The following is a 16,523-nucleotide window of genomic DNA, read 5'->3' on the forward strand; positions in this document are numbered from 1 at the left end:
CGTTCGACGGACGGAACACGGCTCGACCGGTCATCGCTCGGACGGAACAGGGCTCGACGGAGAACAGGGAGAGCGATGACGTACACCCAGCGGGCGACGGCCGGGCGCACGGCCGCCGACGACGGACCGGGAGACGACGGCTGGAAGGCCCGGGCGAGCCATTTCGCCCTGCTGCCCCTGCGGATCTTCCTCGGCATCACCTTCGTCTACGCCGGGTTCGACAAACTCACCGACAGCCACTTCCTCGCCGCCGAGGGCATCGGCTCCCTCGGCGACCAGCTCCACGGCGTCCGTGACAGCTCCGCCGTGCCCGGCCTGATCGATCTCGCCCTCAACAGCCCCGAAGGCTTCGGCTACGCCATCGCCCTCGGCGAGGTGGCCGTCGGCCTCGGCACCCTCATCGGCCTCTTCGCCCGGATCGCCGCCCTCGGCGGCGCGCTGATCTCGCTGAGCCTGTGGCTCACCGTGAGCTGGCAGACCCAGCCCTACTACTACGGCAACGACCTCATCTATCTGATGGCCTGGCTGCCGCTGGTGCTCGCCGGGGCCCCGGTGCTCTCCGCCGACGCCCGTATCGCCGAACGGCGGCGGCGCACACCGTAGTGCGCGAAGCCCGCGGCGCCGGCCAGCACGAGCCCGGTCAGCACCACCGGGAACGCCGCATACCAGGGGGCGTCCCAGGCCCCGCCCGCGTCACCCGCGTAGAGCAGCGTGGTGGCGAGCGCCGAGATCCCCGCTATCAGCCGACCCGGCAGGAAGCCGTGCACGATCCCCCGGCCCTCCTTCCCCGGCGGCCGCCCCTGCCGCTCCGGCCCCCGATCCTCATGACCCGGCACGGGCCACCTCCACCTGTCCGAGGCCCACTTCGACGTTCAGCTCCAGCGTCCCCGACGGCTCGGCGCCCTTGGGCGCGGGCAGCATCGCCCGCTCCACCTGGTCGGGCGATATGTCGATGTCGTTCTTCCGCTCACCCGGCAGTCTGATGTCGCCGAGCCCCGCCTCGGCCCGCAGCCTCACCGAGGCGTCCTCGGGTATGAGGATCTTGAGCCGGCCGGCCCCGACCTCCGCCGTGGTGGAGACGGTCTTCCCGGCGGGGACCGAGAGCGCCGAGAGATCCAGGGTCGCCGCGCCCGTGCCCAGCTCGTACCGGGGCTGGAGCGCGGTCACCGACGGCGGCTTCCAGTCCGTCCGGGCCCATCGGGTGTCGATGTCCTTCGGCAGCGCCGCCGCGCCCGCCAGCAGCGCCGCCGTGAGCACCGTCATGAGCACCGTGCCGAGGCCCGTGCGCCCCAGCATCGAACTCACCGCCAGACCGAGCCCGAACACGCCCAGCGCGCACGCCAGACCGATCTGGAGACTCGTGCCCAGCGGACTGCCGTCCCAGCTCAGCCTGGTGCCGAGGAAGCCCGCGAGCAGGGCCAGCGAGAAGACCGTGCCGCCGATGCCGCGCGGACCGCCCGCACCCGCCGGGGCGGGCCGCCCCTTGCCCGGGGCGCCGGGCGACTCCAGCACCTCCTCGGGCCCCCACAGATACCCCGACGACGACGGCTCCGCGCCGACCTCCCTCACCGTCGGATGCCGCCACCACGAGGGGCTGTCCGGCGCGGGCGGCGCCTTGGTCTCGGGCGGCGCGTCCGGCGCCGCGTGCGCGGCGCTCTGATCCGCCGCCCCGCTCTCCGGAGCGGCCGTGCGCCGCCGGCGCGACCACACGGCCGCACCGGACATCGCCAGCACGAGCAGCGCCGCGAACGCGATCGTCCCGCTGTTGGACAGCATCGTCAGAAACAGACCGCACCCTATGAGCGCGAGGAACAGCGCCGTCAGCGCCGCTCCCTCGACCCGCCCCGAGAGCAGCCGCCGCGCCTCGTTCTCCCTCTCGTCCTCCACCGGGATCAGCAGCCAGGCGAAGCCGTAGACGATCAGGCCGACGCCGCCGGCGACCGAGAGCGCCCCCACCACGATCCGGAAGATCACCGGATCTATGTCGAAATACCGGCCGAGCCCGCCGCAGACCCCGCCCAGCACCTTCTGGCGGGAGGTGCGGCGCAGTGGCCGGGACTCGGGGGAGAGCCCCGGCTGCCCGTCGGCGGGTCCGTCCGGCGCCGCCCGGTGCGGAGTGGTCGGCTGAGTCATACGTCCATGGTGACGGCCCCGGGCCCCGGACGGCACCCGGGCCGACCCTGGCCCGTCCCTGATATCCGTACACGGATTCCCGCCCACCGATCAGGGTCGGTTTAAGGGTCGCCCCTGATACCGCCGCCCGGCCGCGCGTGTGACGATCGAGTCATGCCCGTCGCCACGCCCCGATCCGCCGCATCCCCGCGCGCTCCGGCGCCCGAGGACGTCCCGCTGCGCAAGCTCTACCGCAGCGCCGACGGCCGTCTCCTCGGCGGCGTGGCGCGCGGTCTCGCGGGCCATCTCGGCCTGCCCGTGATCTGGGTGCGGCTGGTCTTCCTCGGTCTCTTCATGGCCGACGGCCTCGGCGCGCTGCTGTACGCGGTGTTCTGGATCGTCGTCCCGCTCGGCGTCGGCGGGCGCACGCCCGAGCCGCGCTCCGTCTTCGAGGTCACCGGCGACGGCCGGCGCAGACTGCGCAAGCCCGACAAGGGCCAGCTCTTCGCCATGGTCGCGCTCCTCTTCGGGGCCGCGATCTTCATCAGCGATCTGGAGACCAGGAGCAGCGCCAATCGCTATGTCTGGCCGACGCTGCTCGTCGGAGCCGGAGTGGTGCTGGTGTGGCGGCAGGCGGACAATGCCCGCCGCGCCCGCTGGACCGAGGCCAACAGCCGCCGCCGCAGACTGTTCCAGCTCGGCCGGGGGCTCGCCGGAGTCGCCCTGGTCGGCCTCGGCCTGGCCGTCTTCATGGTGGTCCGCGGCTCGGCCGCCCAGCTCGGCAATGTGCTCACCGCCGCGATAGCCGTCATCGCCGGCATCGGTCTGCTCGCCGGCCCCTGGCTGGTGCGGATGACCCAGGACCTCTCCGAAGAGCGGACGATGCGCATCCGCGCCCAGGAGCGCGCCGAGGTCGCCGCCCATGTCCATGACTCCGTCCTCCACACCCTGACCCTGATACAGCGCAACGCCGACGATCCGGGCGAGGTCCGCCGCCTCGCCCGCGCCCAGGAACGCGAGCTGCGGAACTGGCTCTACCGCCCCGAGGGCACCGGCAAGGACGAGGCGGAGGAGCCCGACACCCTCGCCGAGGCGGTCAAGAAGGCGGCCGCCGAGGTCGAGGACAAGCACGGCGTCCCGCTGGAGGTCGTGGTCGTCGGGGACTGCCCCCTGGACGAGAAGCTGACCGCCCAGATGCAAGCCGCGCGCGAGGCGATGGTGAACGCGGCGAAGTACGGTGGCCAGGGCGGGGCGGTCCAGGTGTTCGCCGAGGTCGAGGGCCGTACGGTCTATGTGTCCGTCCGGGACCGGGGCCCCGGTTTTGACCTGGATTCCGTTCCGGACGACAGAATGGGCGTCAGAGAATCGATCATCGGCCGGATGCAGCGCCACGGCGGGACGGCCCGGCTCCGTCCGGCCCCCGGCGGGGGCACGGAAGTGGAGCTCGAGATGGAGAGGGCGGCGGACGAATGACGACCGAGGCAGCGAGCGAGGGCGTCGAGCGGCGGGTGCGCGTGGTGCTCGTCGACGACCACCGGATGTTCCGCACCGGTGTGCAGGCGGAGATCGGCGAGACCGACCGCACCGGAGTGGAAGTGGTCGGCGAGGCCGCCGACGTCGACCAGGCCATCACCGTGATCACGGCGACCCGCCCCGAGGTCGTCCTGCTCGACGTCCATCTCCCCGGCGGCGGCGGGGTGGAGGTGCTGCGCCGCTGCGCCTCCCTGATGGTGGCCTCGGAGGACCCCGTGCGCTTTCTCGCGCTGTCCGTCTCGGACGCGGCGGAGGACGTGATCGGAGTGATCCGCGGCGGTGCGCGCGGCTATGTCACCAAGACGATCACCGGAGTCGATCTGGTGGACTCGATCTTCCGGGTCCAGGAGGGCGACGCGGTCTTCTCGCCGAGGCTGGCCGGCTTCGTGCTGGACGCGTTCGCCTCCACGGACGCGCCCCCGGTCGACGAGGACCTGGACCGGCTCACCCAGCGCGAGCGCGAAGTGCTCAGGCTGATCGCCCGGGGCTACGCGTACAAGGAGATAGCCAAGCAGCTCTTCATCTCGGTGAAGACGGTGGAGTCGCATGTCTCCGCGGTGCTGCGCAAGCTCCAGCTCTCCAATCGGCACGAACTGACCCGGTGGGCCACGGCCCGTCGGCTGGTCTGACCGTCCGCCGCCGCCGGCACCTGCTCAAAGCGGCCAACTACGGCCGCGGAATACGGCCCTCGGCCCGACCCGGGCCACCGGAATCCATCCTTCAGTCGTCGCAGGTGACACCGGACGTCGACCGCTGACGGCGGCCTTCCGCCGCTGGCGCGCGGGGGTTTGAAGCCGGATCAATTCCTGGACACGCCCCTGTGTGGTGACCCACAGCCATGGCAGTATCGCCCTGAGCAGTCGGCCCAGTTCATCACGAGTTGGCGGAGGAACCGTGAGCGGCACGTCGGTGGGGTTCAGAACGAGCTACGGCGTCCCCGGGAATGGCGCAGGCGCCATAGCCGGTTACGTCTGGCGAAAGTCCAGCTACAGCGCCAGCGGCGCCGGACAGTGCGTCGAGGTCGCGGCCCGCCCCCGCACCATCCATGTCCGTGATTCCAAGAACACCCGCGGACCGGCGCTCGGGGTGGCTCCCCGGGCCTGGACCGCCTTCGTCGCCTACGCGGCGGAGCAGGCGGACTGACCGGGCGGCGCCGGGGCGGGCGCGGCCGGGCCGCGGCGGCGGTCCGGCGGGCGGCTCGGCGGCCCCGGCGGCTCGGTGACCCTGTGATCCGAGCGATCCCGGTGATCCAAGCGATCCCGGTGATCCGAGCGGTCCCGGCGGCCCAAGAGGTCCGAGCGGTCCGGCGGGCGGAGGTCACGCGGGACGGGCCGCGCCCGCGAACGGCATCTCGTCGATCGGGGCGATCCGGACGGGCGCGCCCGGCCGGGGCGCGTGGATCATCCGGCCCCCGCCGATGTAGAGCCCGACATGGCTGATGCCGGAGTAGAAGAAGACCAGGTCGCCGGGGGCGAGAGCGGATCGTGACACGCGCTGCCCGGCACTGATCTGGGTGTAGCTGGTCCGCGGCAGCGAGACCCCGGCGGCCCGCCACGCGGCCTGGGTCAGACCGGAGCAGTCATAGGCGTCCGGGCCCGTCGCGCCCCAGACATAGGGCTTCCCGAGCGCCCCATGGGCGTAGGCGACGGCCTGCGCGGCACGGGCGTTGGGCGCCGGGACCGAGGGGGCCGCGGCGGGCCGGGCGGTCTCCCCGCCGGAGGCGTACGCGGCGCGCTGTTCGGCGGTCAGCCGGCGCAGCAGCCGCTCAGCGGTGTTCAGCTTCTGCCGTACGGTCGCCTTGTGCCGGGCCAGCTCGTCACGGCGGTCCGCGAGGTCGGCCATGCGCTGACCGGCCTCCGTTCTGACCCGCTCGATCTCGGTCAGCTCCCGGCGCACCTCGGCGACCTGGGCGGCCTGCCGCTCGCCGGCCCGTTCGGCGATCGAGGCCCGTCGCAGAAAGCTGTCGGGGTCGGAGCTGAGCCCGAGCCGTACGGACGGATCCATGCCGCCCGACCGGTACTGGGCGGTGGCGATCGAACCGAGAGCGTTCCGGGCGCTGTTGAGGCGCTCCGTTCTGCGGGCCGCCTCGTCGCGCAGTCGCTCCAGGGACTCACGGGTCCTGGCGATCTGTTCGGTGGCCCCGTTGTACTTCTCGGTGGCCGCCTCCGCCTCCCGGTAGACCTGGTCCACCTGGGCCTTGATCTGGGCGGGGGTGCGCGCGGGCTCGGCGTGACCGGTGCCGCCGAGGGCGCCCGCGGTCGCCGCCCCGGCGAGCGCGAGGGATCCGGCGGTCCGGGCGGCGGGCCCCCGGAACGGATTCAGCCTGGGCTTCCGGTGCTTCCGATGTGCGGCCACGGGGGCGTCCACGTCCTTTCGCGCCGCCGGCGGCCTGGCGCCGGCGTCTCTCTCGGGTTCTGTCAGGACGCTAGACCGGGAGGTCACGGGGGCGGGGCGTAAGGATCGAATCTGGTCGAAGGTGGACGTGTCGGCCCGCATTCTGCGAGCGGGATGGCCACTGTGATCACCTTCTCCGTGCCACTGCGACCGATGTGGCGAATGAGGCTTACCTGACCTCAGCGGGTGATACAGGGGCGGTTAGGCTCCGGCCCATGGACATACTCATCAATGTCTTCGTCGCCCTGCACATCATCGGAATCGCCTCCCTGCTGGGCGGATTCCTCACCCAGATGAAGGCGATGGGGGCCGGTACGGCCCGCTTCACCCCGGCCATGCTGCACGGCGCGCTGACGATGCTGGTGACGGGCGTCGCACTGGTGGGGCTGAATCAGGCCGACGACCAGACCGTGAACAACATCAAGATCGGCATCAAGATGGCCGTGCTGGTGGTGATCCTCGGGCTGGTCTACGTCAAGCGGGACGAGGAGACGGTGGAGAAAGCGCTGTTCGGCGCGGTGGGCGGGCTGACGGTCGTCAACATCTTCATCGCGACGCTCTGGACCTGAGCCCGCCGGGCGGCCCCGCGCCTCCGGCCGTACGGTGACGGAACCGGCCCGTCCGGCTGCGCGGGGTGAGGGGCGGGACGGGCGCGGTCTCGCGATGAGGGGGCGAGTTGTCAGTGCGGCCGCCTAGACTCGGAGAGCGATGAGCAGCCTCTTTGACGACCAGTTCCTGGCGAGCCTCCAGACCACCCCGGAGGAGCCCCCGCCGCCGCCCGAGGACCACGAGGACCATGAGGGCCGGGCCCGGGAGGAGATTCCCGACGATCTCTTCCAGGGCGCCTTCGACGTCCCCCCGGCCCGCGACGCGTACCACCGCGACGGCGCCCCGAGGACCGTGGTGGACCCCGACGCCCTGCTCGACGGGCTGAACGATCAGCAGCGCGCCGCCGTCGTGCACACCGGGTCGCCGCTGCTCATCGTGGCCGGCGCGGGCTCCGGCAAGACCCGGGTGCTCACGCACCGGATCGCCCATCTGCTGGCGACCCGCAGCGTCCACCCCGGGCAGATACTGGCGATCACCTTCACCAACAAGGCCGCCGGCGAGATGAAGGAGCGGGTCGAGCAGCTGGTCGGCCCCCGCGCCAACGCCATGTGGGTCTCCACCTTCCACAGCGCCTGCGTCCGCATCCTGCGCCGCGAGTCCAAGAAGCTCGGCTTCACCTCGTCGTTCTCGATCTACGACGCGGCCGACTCCAAGCGTCTGATGGCGCTGGTCTGCCGGGATCTGGACCTCGACCCGAAGAAGTTCCCGCCGAAGGCGTTCACCGCCAAGGTCTCCAACCTCAAGAACGAGCTGATCGACGAGGAGACGTTCGCCGACTCGGCCGCCGACGGCTTCGAGAAGAGCCTCGCCGAGGCGTACCGGATGTACCAGTCGCGGCTGCGCGAGGCCAACGCCCTCGACTTCGACGACATCATCATGACCACCGTCCATCTGCTCCAGGCGTTCCCCGACGTCGCCGAGCACTACCGGCGCCGGTTCCGCCATGTCCTGGTGGACGAGTACCAGGACACCAATCACGCGCAGTACACCCTCGTGCGCGAGCTGGTGGGCACGGGGTACGAGGACCTGCCCCCCGCCGAGCTGTGCGTCGTCGGCGACGCCGACCAGTCGATCTACGCCTTCCGGGGCGCGACGATCCGCAACATCCTCCAGTTCGAGGAGGACTACCAGGACGCGACGACGATCCTCCTGGAGCAGAACTACCGCTCCACCCAGACGATCCTCTCCGCCGCCAACGCGGTCATCGAGCGCAATGAGAGCCGCCGCCCCAAGAATCTGTGGACCAACGCGGGTTCGGGTGCGCAGATCACCGGCTATGTCGCCGACACCGAGCACGACGAGGCGCAGTTCATCGCCGACGAGATCGACCGGCTCACCGACGCGGGCGACGCCCGGGCCGGCGACGTCGCCGTCTTCTACCGGACGAACGCGCAGTCCCGGGTCTTCGAGGAGATCTTCATCCGGGTGGGCCTGCCGTACAAGGTCGTCGGCGGGGTCCGGTTCTACGAGCGCAAGGAGGTCCGGGACGTCCTCGCGTATCTGCGGGTCCTGGCCAACCCCGAGGACAATGTGCCGATGCGCAGGATCCTCAATGTCCCCAAGCGGGGCATCGGGGAGCGCGCGGAGGCGATGATCGACGCGCTCGCGCTGCGGGAGAAGATCACCTTCCCGCAGGCGCTGCGGCGGGTCGACGAGGCGTACGGCATGGCGGCCCGCTCGGCCAACGCGGTCAAGCGTTTCAATGTGCTCATGGAGGAGCTGCGGACGATCGTGGACTCCGGCGCGGGTCCGGCGGTCGTCCTCGAAGCCGTGCTGGAGCGGACGGGCTATCTCGCCGAGCTTCAGGCCTCCACCGATCCGCAGGACGAGACCCGGATCGAGAATCTCCAGGAACTGGCCGCGGTCGCCCTGGAGTTCGAGCAGGATCGCGCCGAGGAGGAGGGCGCGGGCACGCTCGCGGAGTTCCTGGAGAAGGTCGCGCTGGTCGCCGACTCCGACCAGATCCCCGACGAGGACGAGGACGGGTCCGGCGTCATCACCCTGATGACCCTGCACACCGCCAAGGGACTCGAATTCCCCGTGGTGTTCCTGACGGGCATGGAGGACGGCGTCTTCCCGCACATGCGCGCCCTGGGACAGGCGAAGGAGCTGGAGGAGGAGCGGAGGCTGGCGTATGTCGGCATCACCCGCGCCCGCGAGCGGCTCTATCTGACCCGGGCGTCCATGCGGAGCGCGTGGGGGCAGCCTTCGTACAATCCGCCGTCGAGGTTCCTGGAGGAGATCCCGGTCCGGCATCTGGAGTGGAAGCGGACGGGCCCGATGGCGGCGCCCGCCGGGCCCACGTCCGGGCTGGGCTCGCGGCTCTCCACGTCCACCACCGCGCGCGCCTCGTCCTCCGGCTTCGCCACCCGGCGCGGCGGAGCGTCCGAGAAGCCGGTGGTCTCGCTGACGGTGGGGGACCGGGTCACCCACGACCAGTTCGGACTGGGGACCGTGGTGGAGGTCAGGGGGACGGGTTCGGACGCGCAGGCGACGATCGACTTCGGGGACGCCAAGCCGAAGCGGCTGCTGCTGAGGTACGCGCCGGTCGAGAAGCTCTGACACGGGCGGCGGCGCGGCCTCGCCGCGCCGCTCCCGCCGGTCCGGTGCCGCGTCCGGGCATACGCGTGTGCGGTGTGGATTGCCGTGCCGTGAGGGCGCGTGGTCCTGGAGGCCCGCCGCCGTGGGCAGCCCGGCGGGATCCGGGAGGCGGGGCCTAGGTCGGGTCGAGGCCCTTGCTGCGCAGCCACTGGAGCGGGTCGATCGTGGAGCCGCCCCCCGGCCGGACCTCGAAGTGGAGGTGCGGGCCGGTGGAGTTGCCGGAGTCTCCGGCGTATCCGATGACGTCGCCGGCCTTGACCGAGCCGGAGCGGATCTTGGCACTGCTCAGATGGCAGTACCAGGTCTCGGTGCCGTCCGGGGCGGTCAGGATGATCATGTTGCCGTAGGCGCTGTTGTACTGCGTACGGACGGTGCCGTCGCTCGCGGCCAGCACATTGGCGCCGTACGGCGTGGGGAAGTCGATGCCCGTGTGCAGGGCCATCCAGTTGACGCCGGACTCGCCGTAGTAGGTGCTCAGGCCCTTGCTCTCGACCGGTACGGAGAACTTGGGGCGCATCGCCTCGCGCCGCTCGGCCTCCGCCGCGCGCTTCTTCCGCTCGGCGTCCTGGCGCGCCTTGAGGTCGATGCGCTCCTGGGTGCGGGAGGCGCGGTCGCCGAAGTCGCGGGCCTCGGCGTCGAGTGCCGCGAGCTGGGTGTCCATCTTGTTGTTCGCGGCGGCCGTCTTGGCCGCGGTGGCGGCCACATCGGCGGCGGCCAGCTTGGTCTCGTCCTTCTTCTTGGTGTCGCCCCCGCCTCCGCCGAGGCCCCCGACGGAAGCGGCGGCGATGCCCGCGACGCCCATGACACAGGCGGAGGGGACGGCGATCGTGAAGAGGGCGGAACGCTTGGCGGGGGTGCGGCGGCGGCCGCGGCTTCCGCCGCCGCCCGAGCCGGAGCGCCGGACGGGGCGCGGAGTGACGGGGTCGACCGCGACGATGGGGTCGAGTTCCCGCTCGGAGTCGTACTGGTGATCGATGTCCGTCTCGGAGATCACCGGGAGGCTGGCCGTGTCGCCGATCCGCGGGGCCGGGGCGGAGTCGGACTCCGCCTCGCCGGGGCCGAGATCGATGACGTCGGCCGCCTCCTCGGCGTCGAAGCCGCCGTCATAAGGGGCCTCGTACACCGGAGTCGTATATCCGGAGGCGTCGGCGGCGAAGTCGTGGGAGAGTTCCTGGGCCTGCTCGGACACCGCTTCGGCGGTGAAGTCCGCGCCGTACTCGGGAAGGAACTCCTGTTCGGGCGCGAAGGGCTGCGGTACGACGCCTTCCGCGAGCGGGGCGGCCTCCGCGCCGACGCCCGTGTTCCAGGCGGTGGTGTCGTAGGAGCCGGTGTCGAAACCGGCGGCCGGCCACTGGTCGGCGGTGTCGTAGGCGAAGGCGGGGGCGGGCTCGAACTGGCCCGGCTGGGCGGGCTGGTTCCACGCGGTGGCGTCCCACTGGCCCGAGGTGTCGTACGCGACGGCGGTGTCCTGCGGCGCGAACTGCTGGACCTGCTCCTGCGCGGCGTAGGCGTCATAGCCGCCGACCGTCTGCTGTGCGCCGGTGTCCCACTGGGTGGCGTCGTACTGACCGCTGTGACCGGCGTCGTAGCCGCTGTCCTGACCTCCCGGCAGCGCACCGAAGAGCGGATCGGTGTCAAAGCTGCCGGTGGGGTAGTCGTCGTGGCCGACGTGCCCGGCGTGGGCGTGCTGGTCGTTCACCAACTTCTCTCTCGCCTCGGCAGCAGGACCTGGGTTCTGGGGCCATGGAACTGACCGGGTCTCCCAGAGGGGAACCAGTGGCCGCGACTGTACCCGGCGGTATGCGACGGCGACAATCTTCCTGAGGTTTTGAGGATTCAGGAAACGGGCATTCGACCGTCTTTCGCAGGGCTGCACACACACCTTTGGCTCTATGTTCGAAATTAGTTCGATCGCTCTGCCGTCGGGGGCACGATGGGAAGGACATCGGGAGCCGGGTCTGTCGAGTCATTTTTCTCCAGCGCCCGCCGGATGCCCGCCGCGACGGCGGGGTGGACCGGCATGGCGAGATGCCCGACCCCGCTGACCTGCACGTTCTCCGTGATGAGATCCGGGTGTTCGATACGCGCCGTCTCGATCGGGACCATCAGCTGGTCGAGATCGCTCCAGAAACTCACGAAACGCGTACGGCAGCCGGGGGCCGGTCCGCGCAACTCCTCGATGAGACCGGAGCCGGGGCGCATCTGGCGTACGACGGGGTGGGCGCTGGCCAGCGGCGCCACCGTCGTACCGGAATGCGGGGTGCCGAGTGTGACGAGGGTGCGCACCCGAAGGTCACCGCCGAGGCACTGAATGTAATAGCGGGCGATGAGCCCGCCCAGACTGTGCCCGACGATGTCGACCTCGCTCCGGCCGGTCCGGGCGCAGATCGCCTCGATCTGGGTGCCCAGCAGCGCGGCGGCCGCCCGGATGTCGGGCGTCAGCGGGGAGTGGTTGAGGCATTCGAGATGACGCCAGCCGTGCCGCGCGAGCGAGCGGCGGAGCAGGACGAAGACCGAGCGGTTGTCGACGAAGCCGTGGAGCAGGACGACCGGGGGGTGGTCCGCGCCGCCGGGAGGGCAGCCGAGCGGGGTGGGAGCGGTGGCTCCGGCGAGGGGATCCTCCGCCCCGGGCCCCTCGGAGGGGGCCGCGCCCGGGCGGACGGGGTGCTCGGCGGTGAGGCCGGTCGGATAGAGCAGCACATGCCCGGCGAGAATCGCCAGCTCAAGGGCGGTGGCACGGAGCAGGGCGGCGGGCGCGCGCAGATCGTGGACGCCGCGCAGCACACGGAAGGTCTCCGGATTCAGCGGATTCAGGCTCAGCGCGCCCAGACCGAGAAGGCCCAGGCCGATGGGGATCGGGCTCCGCGGCCGACAGGCGCCCAGCCTCCGGGGGAAGGACAGAACCTTCATGGGCCGACCTCCGTACGACACACGGCGGACTCCGTCGTCCTCCGCATGCCCTCATGGGGCCCCTTCAGCGCTGCCCGGATCTCCTGTCCGCGTCTGTCTCCGTGTCGGTCGTCGGTCTCCGTCGTCCACGGCAACGGCGCCGTGTCTCCGTGCCACCCGGCCGGCGGCGCGGGGAACGGCCTGAAGCGGCTCCCCTGCGGCGGATCCGCGCGGCTGACGCCGTCGCCGCGGATGCGTCGCATGGCGAACATGTCCCACTGTGTGATTTCCCCCTCGGCGTCGTCCGTGAAACGGCCCGGTGCGAGATGCTGGAGATAACGTTCGTTCACTTGCGGTGGAGCCGGGTCTGTGGAGGCAGTGATGGGTGTGACGGGACCGATCCGCGTTGTGGTGGCCAAGCCGGGACTTGACGGCCATGACCGGGGGGCGAAGGTGATCGCGCGGGCGCTGCGCGACGCGGGTATGGAGGTCATCTACACCGGGCTCCACCAGACGCCCGAGCAGATCGTGCACACGGCGATCCAGGAGGACGCCGACGCGATCGGTCTGTCGATTCTCTCGGGCGCGCACAACACGCTCTTCGCCAAGGTGATCGAGCTGCTGAGGGAACGTGAGGCGGAGGACATCAAGGTCTTCGGCGGGGGGATCATCCCCGAGGCGGACATCGCGCCGCTGAAGGAGCTGGGCGTGGCGGAGATCTTCACCCCGGGGGCGACGACGGGGGCGATCGTGGAATGGGTGAACGCGAACGTGCGCCAGCCGGCGGGGGCCTGAGGCCCCGGCCGGGCGCGCGTGGGCCGGTCCGGTGCGGCTGAGGGCCCGTTGGTGGGCGTGCTCGCGGGCAGGCGCTCGTGGCCGGTGGCCGGGCGGGTGACTGAGGCCGGGGACCGATGGCGACGGTCCGGGCCGCCGGCCCAGGGGCGGCGCAGGGGCGCGGCGCTCGGCGGCGAGGGCCTCGCTCATGGGCCGGACCCTTCGGCGCGGGCGGGATCGCCGTCCTGCGGGGCGGTCAGTTCGTGGTGCATGGCCGCGCGGAGGCGGAGGGTGGAGACGAGCCGCTGGAAGGCCTCGGACCAATAGCCCCCGGCGCCGGGGGCCGAGGACTCGGTCTCGTCCGGCGTCGCGGTCAGCAGGGCGAGCCGGCTCGCCTCCGCCGGGTCCAGACAGCGCTCCGCCAGCCCCATCACCCCGCTGAAGCTCCAGGGATAGCTTCCCGCGTCCCGGGCTATGTCGAGCGCGTCGACCACCGCGCGGCCCAGCGGCCCGGACCAGGGCACGGCGCAGACGCCCAGCAGCTGGAACGCCTCCGACAGGCCGTTCGCCGCGATGAAGTCCGCGACCCAGTCCGCCCGCTCCCGCTCCTCCACCGTCTCCAGCAGCCGCGCCCGCTCGGCGAGCGAGGAGGGGCCCGGGCCGGACTCCGGAGGGGCGCCGGGCGCGCCGAGCAGCGCCCGCGACCACTCCGCGTCGCGCTGGCGCACCGCGGCCCGGCACCACGCGGCGTGCAGCTCCTCGCGCCAGCCGTCCGTGACCGGGAGCGCGACGATCTCCCGCGCCGTACGCCCGCCGAAGCGGTCCGTCCAGACGGACAGCGGGGCCGCCGCCACCAGCTGTCCCAGCCACCAGGAGCGTGCGCCGCGGCCCGTGGGCGGGGTCGGCGACACCCCGTCGCGCTGCATGTCCGCGTCGCAGTCGTGCGGGGCTTCCACGGCCGCCGCGGGTCCGTCGCCGGTCAGGTCCGGGCCGACGCAGGACACGGCCCGCTCGGCCATCCGTCCGGCGAGGGCGGAGCGGGGCAGCGCCGAGAGCAGCTCGGCGGCCGTCGCCCGCACATTGCGGCTGCGGTCCGCCAGCGCCTGTTCCAGGAAGGGCTCGTCGGCCTCGGACAGCCCGGCCCGCAGGGAGTCCAGGAACATCAGCCGGTCCTCGGCCCGCTCCGTGGCCCAACTGCCCGACAGCAGCGCGAGCGCGCGGCCCGCGTCCCGCTCGCGGACCGATGTCAGCAGCGCGACCCGTTCGGCGAACAGCCCCTCCTCCCACAGCCGCTGGACCGCCTCCGCGTCGGCCGCCTCGGGCAGCCGCGCGCCGCCGCCCGACGTGCTCCGCAGCGCGAATCTCCACTCCGGGTTGAACCGCGCCAGCCACAGCCCCCGGGACCCGGCGAAGGCCAGTGCCTGCGGCCGCAGATCCGTACGCGCCCGGGCGGCGTCCAGCAGCGCGGGCAGCAGCGGCGGCGGAGGCCGGTAGCCGTGCTCATTGGCCGTGGCCAGCCACTGGGGCAGCAGCTCCGTCAGATCGGGGGCCGCGCCCCGGCGGCCTCCGGACGGCTGGGCCGAGCGGTCGGCCAGCAGCAGCGCGAGCCGCCGCCGGGCCGCCGCGGGGAGCGGCGGCCGGTCGTCCCGCGGCGCGGGCTCCGGCGGCGCGGCGGCGGGCGCGGGCACCAGGCCGGCCCTGCGGCGCACGGTCTGCACCGCCGCCGCGTCGAGCAGCGCGGCGGACGCCTCCTTCCCTCCGGTCAGGACCGCGCGCGGCGGCGTACGCCGATCGGTGCCGAGCAGGGCCGAGGTCACAAGCTCTTCCCACAGCGCGGTGTCGGCGGTGCTGGTCATGGCGTCCTCCGTACTTTCACAGCTCGGGACTTTCACGGCTCCGGACAGTCATGGCTTCGGACAGGCACGGGCGAGCGAACGGGGCAAGGGGGGGCAGGGAGACGGCGGGGCGGGCGGGACCGGGAGGGCGGCGGGACGGGAGGGGGACGCCGGTCCTTCGGCCCTGCGCGCGGCGAGGGCCCGGGACTCCCCCGGATCCGGGCCCCGGCTCGCACCCGCGCCCGGCCCGGGCCACGGCGGCAGTACGGGACCGTCCCCGGGCTGCCGGGGGACGGCGCGATCCACCGCCCGGTCCGGGCCAGCCGGTCAGACGAGCGCGACCGTCTCCGGGCTCTCCGCCGACCAGGCGGCCAGCGGCGTCACCCCCTGGTGGCCGCACTCGCCGAAGACGGTGACCGGGCCGCCGCCGGAGAGCGCCGCGAGCTTCCACAGCCCGGGGCGGGAGAGCGCGGCCCGGGCGATGGGCAGCGCCGACGATCCGTCCGCGTCCGCCAACTGCCAGCCGGCGCCCTCGGGGACGGGTATCACCTCCGTCAGCGTCACCGGCCAGGCGTCCAGCCAGGGATCGTCACACAGCGCCCGCCCGTACGCGTCGAGCGCGGCCGACACCGAACCGCCGGGAGGCGGAGCGCCGATCGGCACCGGCGACCCCACCCGGTCGCCCAGCTCCGCCCGCAGCCCGCCGCCGCCCCGATGGGGGACGAGCACGGCCTCCACCGCCGTCCCCACCGCGAGCGGCGACTGAGGGGCGCGGCCGGCGGCCCCGAAGGACAGCAGCAGCGCGGTGCGCCGCGACTCCCTCCCGTACACCCAGGTCCGGCGGGTGGTGAGCTTCCCGTCGGACACGTCGTACTGAGCGAGGACCAGCCATCGGTCGCTCACGGGCGGGCCGGCGGCGGGGGCGGTGAGGCCGACGCGTGTCCGCACCGTCGCGGCCAGCGGCTCGGGCAGCCGCTCGACGCCCAGCCAGGCCGTGTCCAGCAGATGGGTCATCGCGCACTCCTCCAGCAGCCGCACCGGCCAGCCCGGCCCCGAACCGGGGAGCGCCCCCAACTCCCGCACCCGCGCCGCCAGCCCCGGAGCCTGGGCGTCGACCATGCGGGCCGCCGTCTCCTCCCACAGCCCGTACCCCGACCGCTCGGCCGCCGCCAGCCCGCCGCGCAGCAGATCCGTCAGCCGCCGCTCCAGCTCCGTCGCCCCCGCCGTGATCCGCTCGGCGCGCCGCTCGGCCCTCCGCCGGGCCGCCTCGGGATCGGCCGTCGCCCCGGACCGCCCGCCGCCCCGGCCGGCCACCGCTCCCGCCGGCCGCTCCCCGCCGCCCCGCAGCCACTCCTCGGCCCACTCCGGCACGGGGCCCGCCCCCACGGCCCCGTCGTCCGCCGCCCACAGCAGCAACAGACCCAGCACGTGCTTGCACGGGAGCTTCCGGCTCGGACAACTGCATTGATACGAGGGGCCCGTGGTGTCCACCACCGTCCGATACGGCGTGCCGCCGCCGCCCTTGCACAGACCCCAGACCGCGCCCGCCCCGCTCGCGCCCGCGGCCGACCACGGGCCGGGCCCGCCGAGCCCCTCGCCCGCCGCGCGTGACCCGGCGTCAGAAGCCAGCGACAGCACCCGCTCCGCTGTCCAGCGAGCCTCGGACGCCGCAGGGTCCGCGGGCTCTCCCCCGCTCGATCGCAACATGCCCACGACGTTACGGGCCGGCACTGACAATCGGCTCTGACCTGCGAAGACGATCGATTGTCAGTGGCG

At 72.8% G+C, this 16,523-nt stretch carries 13 protein-coding genes; 7 read left to right on the top strand and 6 right to left on the bottom strand.

Annotation, left to right across the window (positions count from 1 at the left end):
* The first annotated feature begins 75 nt into the window (after positions 1–75).
* Positions 76–603: a DoxX family protein gene (locus ACF089_RS11610; protein WP_392025047.1), complete on the top strand. Its 528-nt coding sequence runs from the start codon at positions 76–78 to the stop codon at positions 601–603.
* A 219-nt stretch (positions 604–822) separates the two neighbouring features.
* Here ACF089_RS11610 and ACF089_RS11615 read toward each other — a convergent pair whose 3' ends face one another.
* Positions 823–2,133, bottom strand: coding sequence for a PspC domain-containing protein (locus tag ACF089_RS11615; protein WP_392025050.1), 1,311 nt, complete (start codon positions 2,131–2,133; stop codon positions 823–825).
* Positions 2,134–2,286: 153 nt separating this feature from the next.
* Here ACF089_RS11615 and ACF089_RS11620 point away from each other — a divergent pair, with 153 nt between their 5' ends.
* From ACF089_RS11620 to ACF089_RS11630, 3 genes are all read left to right on the top strand, one after another.
* Entirely contained in the window at positions 2,287–3,585 is a 1,299-nt protein-coding gene (locus ACF089_RS11620; protein WP_392025053.1) for a PspC domain-containing protein, read from the top strand.
* Positions 3,582–4,274, top strand: coding sequence for a LuxR C-terminal-related transcriptional regulator (locus ACF089_RS11625; RefSeq protein ID WP_392025056.1), 693 nt, complete (start codon positions 3,582–3,584; stop codon positions 4,272–4,274). The genes ACF089_RS11620 and ACF089_RS11625 overlap by 4 nt, the downstream gene beginning before the upstream one ends.
* Positions 4,275–4,539: 265 nt before the next feature.
* Positions 4,540–4,788: a DUF397 domain-containing protein gene (locus ACF089_RS11630; RefSeq protein ID WP_392025060.1), complete on the top strand. Its 249-nt coding sequence runs from the start codon at positions 4,540–4,542 to the stop codon at positions 4,786–4,788.
* 174 nt (positions 4,789–4,962) lie between these two features.
* Here ACF089_RS11630 and ACF089_RS11635 read toward each other — a convergent pair whose 3' ends face one another.
* Positions 4,963–6,000, bottom strand: a complete 1,038-nt coding sequence (locus tag ACF089_RS11635; RefSeq protein WP_392025063.1) for an NlpC/P60 family protein — start codon at positions 5,998–6,000, stop codon at positions 4,963–4,965.
* Between the two features lie 254 nt (positions 6,001–6,254).
* Here ACF089_RS11635 and ACF089_RS11640 point away from each other — a divergent pair, with 254 nt between their 5' ends.
* Both ACF089_RS11640 and pcrA read left to right on the top strand, forming a co-directional pair.
* Entirely contained in the window at positions 6,255–6,608 is a 354-nt protein-coding gene (locus ACF089_RS11640; protein ID WP_392025066.1) for a hypothetical protein, read from the top strand.
* Positions 6,609–6,747: 139 nt separating this feature from the next.
* Positions 6,748–9,210, top strand: a complete 2,463-nt coding sequence (gene pcrA, locus ACF089_RS11645) for a DNA helicase PcrA (RefSeq protein ID WP_392025068.1) — start codon at positions 6,748–6,750, stop codon at positions 9,208–9,210.
* Between the two features lie 154 nt (positions 9,211–9,364).
* Here pcrA and ACF089_RS11650 read toward each other — a convergent pair whose 3' ends face one another.
* Positions 9,365–10,948, bottom strand: a complete 1,584-nt coding sequence (locus ACF089_RS11650) for a M23 family metallopeptidase (protein WP_392025071.1) — start codon at positions 10,946–10,948, stop codon at positions 9,365–9,367.
* Positions 10,949–11,151: 203 nt separating this feature from the next.
* The gene (locus ACF089_RS11655; protein ID WP_392025073.1) at positions 11,152–12,159 is read right to left on the bottom strand and encodes an esterase/lipase family protein; all 1,008 of its coding nucleotides are present in this window, start codon (positions 12,157–12,159) and stop codon (positions 11,152–11,154) included.
* 360 nt (positions 12,160–12,519) lie between these two features.
* Here ACF089_RS11655 and ACF089_RS11660 point away from each other — a divergent pair, with 360 nt between their 5' ends.
* The gene (locus ACF089_RS11660; protein WP_392025076.1) at positions 12,520–12,933 is read left to right on the top strand and encodes a cobalamin B12-binding domain-containing protein; all 414 of its coding nucleotides are present in this window, start codon (positions 12,520–12,522) and stop codon (positions 12,931–12,933) included.
* A gap of 185 nt (positions 12,934–13,118) precedes the next feature.
* Here ACF089_RS11660 and ACF089_RS11665 read toward each other — a convergent pair whose 3' ends face one another.
* Together ACF089_RS11665 and ACF089_RS11670 are read right to left on the bottom strand one after the other, a co-directional pair.
* A complete protein-coding gene (locus ACF089_RS11665) occupies positions 13,119–14,768 on the bottom strand; it encodes a DUF5691 domain-containing protein (protein ID WP_392025079.1) in 1,650 nt (549 codons plus the stop codon).
* A 306-nt stretch (positions 14,769–15,074) separates the two neighbouring features.
* Positions 15,075–16,454: an SWIM zinc finger family protein gene (locus ACF089_RS11670; protein WP_392025082.1), complete on the bottom strand. Its 1,380-nt coding sequence runs from the start codon at positions 16,452–16,454 to the stop codon at positions 15,075–15,077.
* Between the last annotated feature and the right edge of the window lie 69 nt (positions 16,455–16,523).

Source organism: Streptomyces sp. NPDC014894 (assembly GCF_043080985.1).
Lineage (GTDB): Bacteria > Actinomycetota > Actinomycetes > Streptomycetales > Streptomycetaceae > Streptomyces.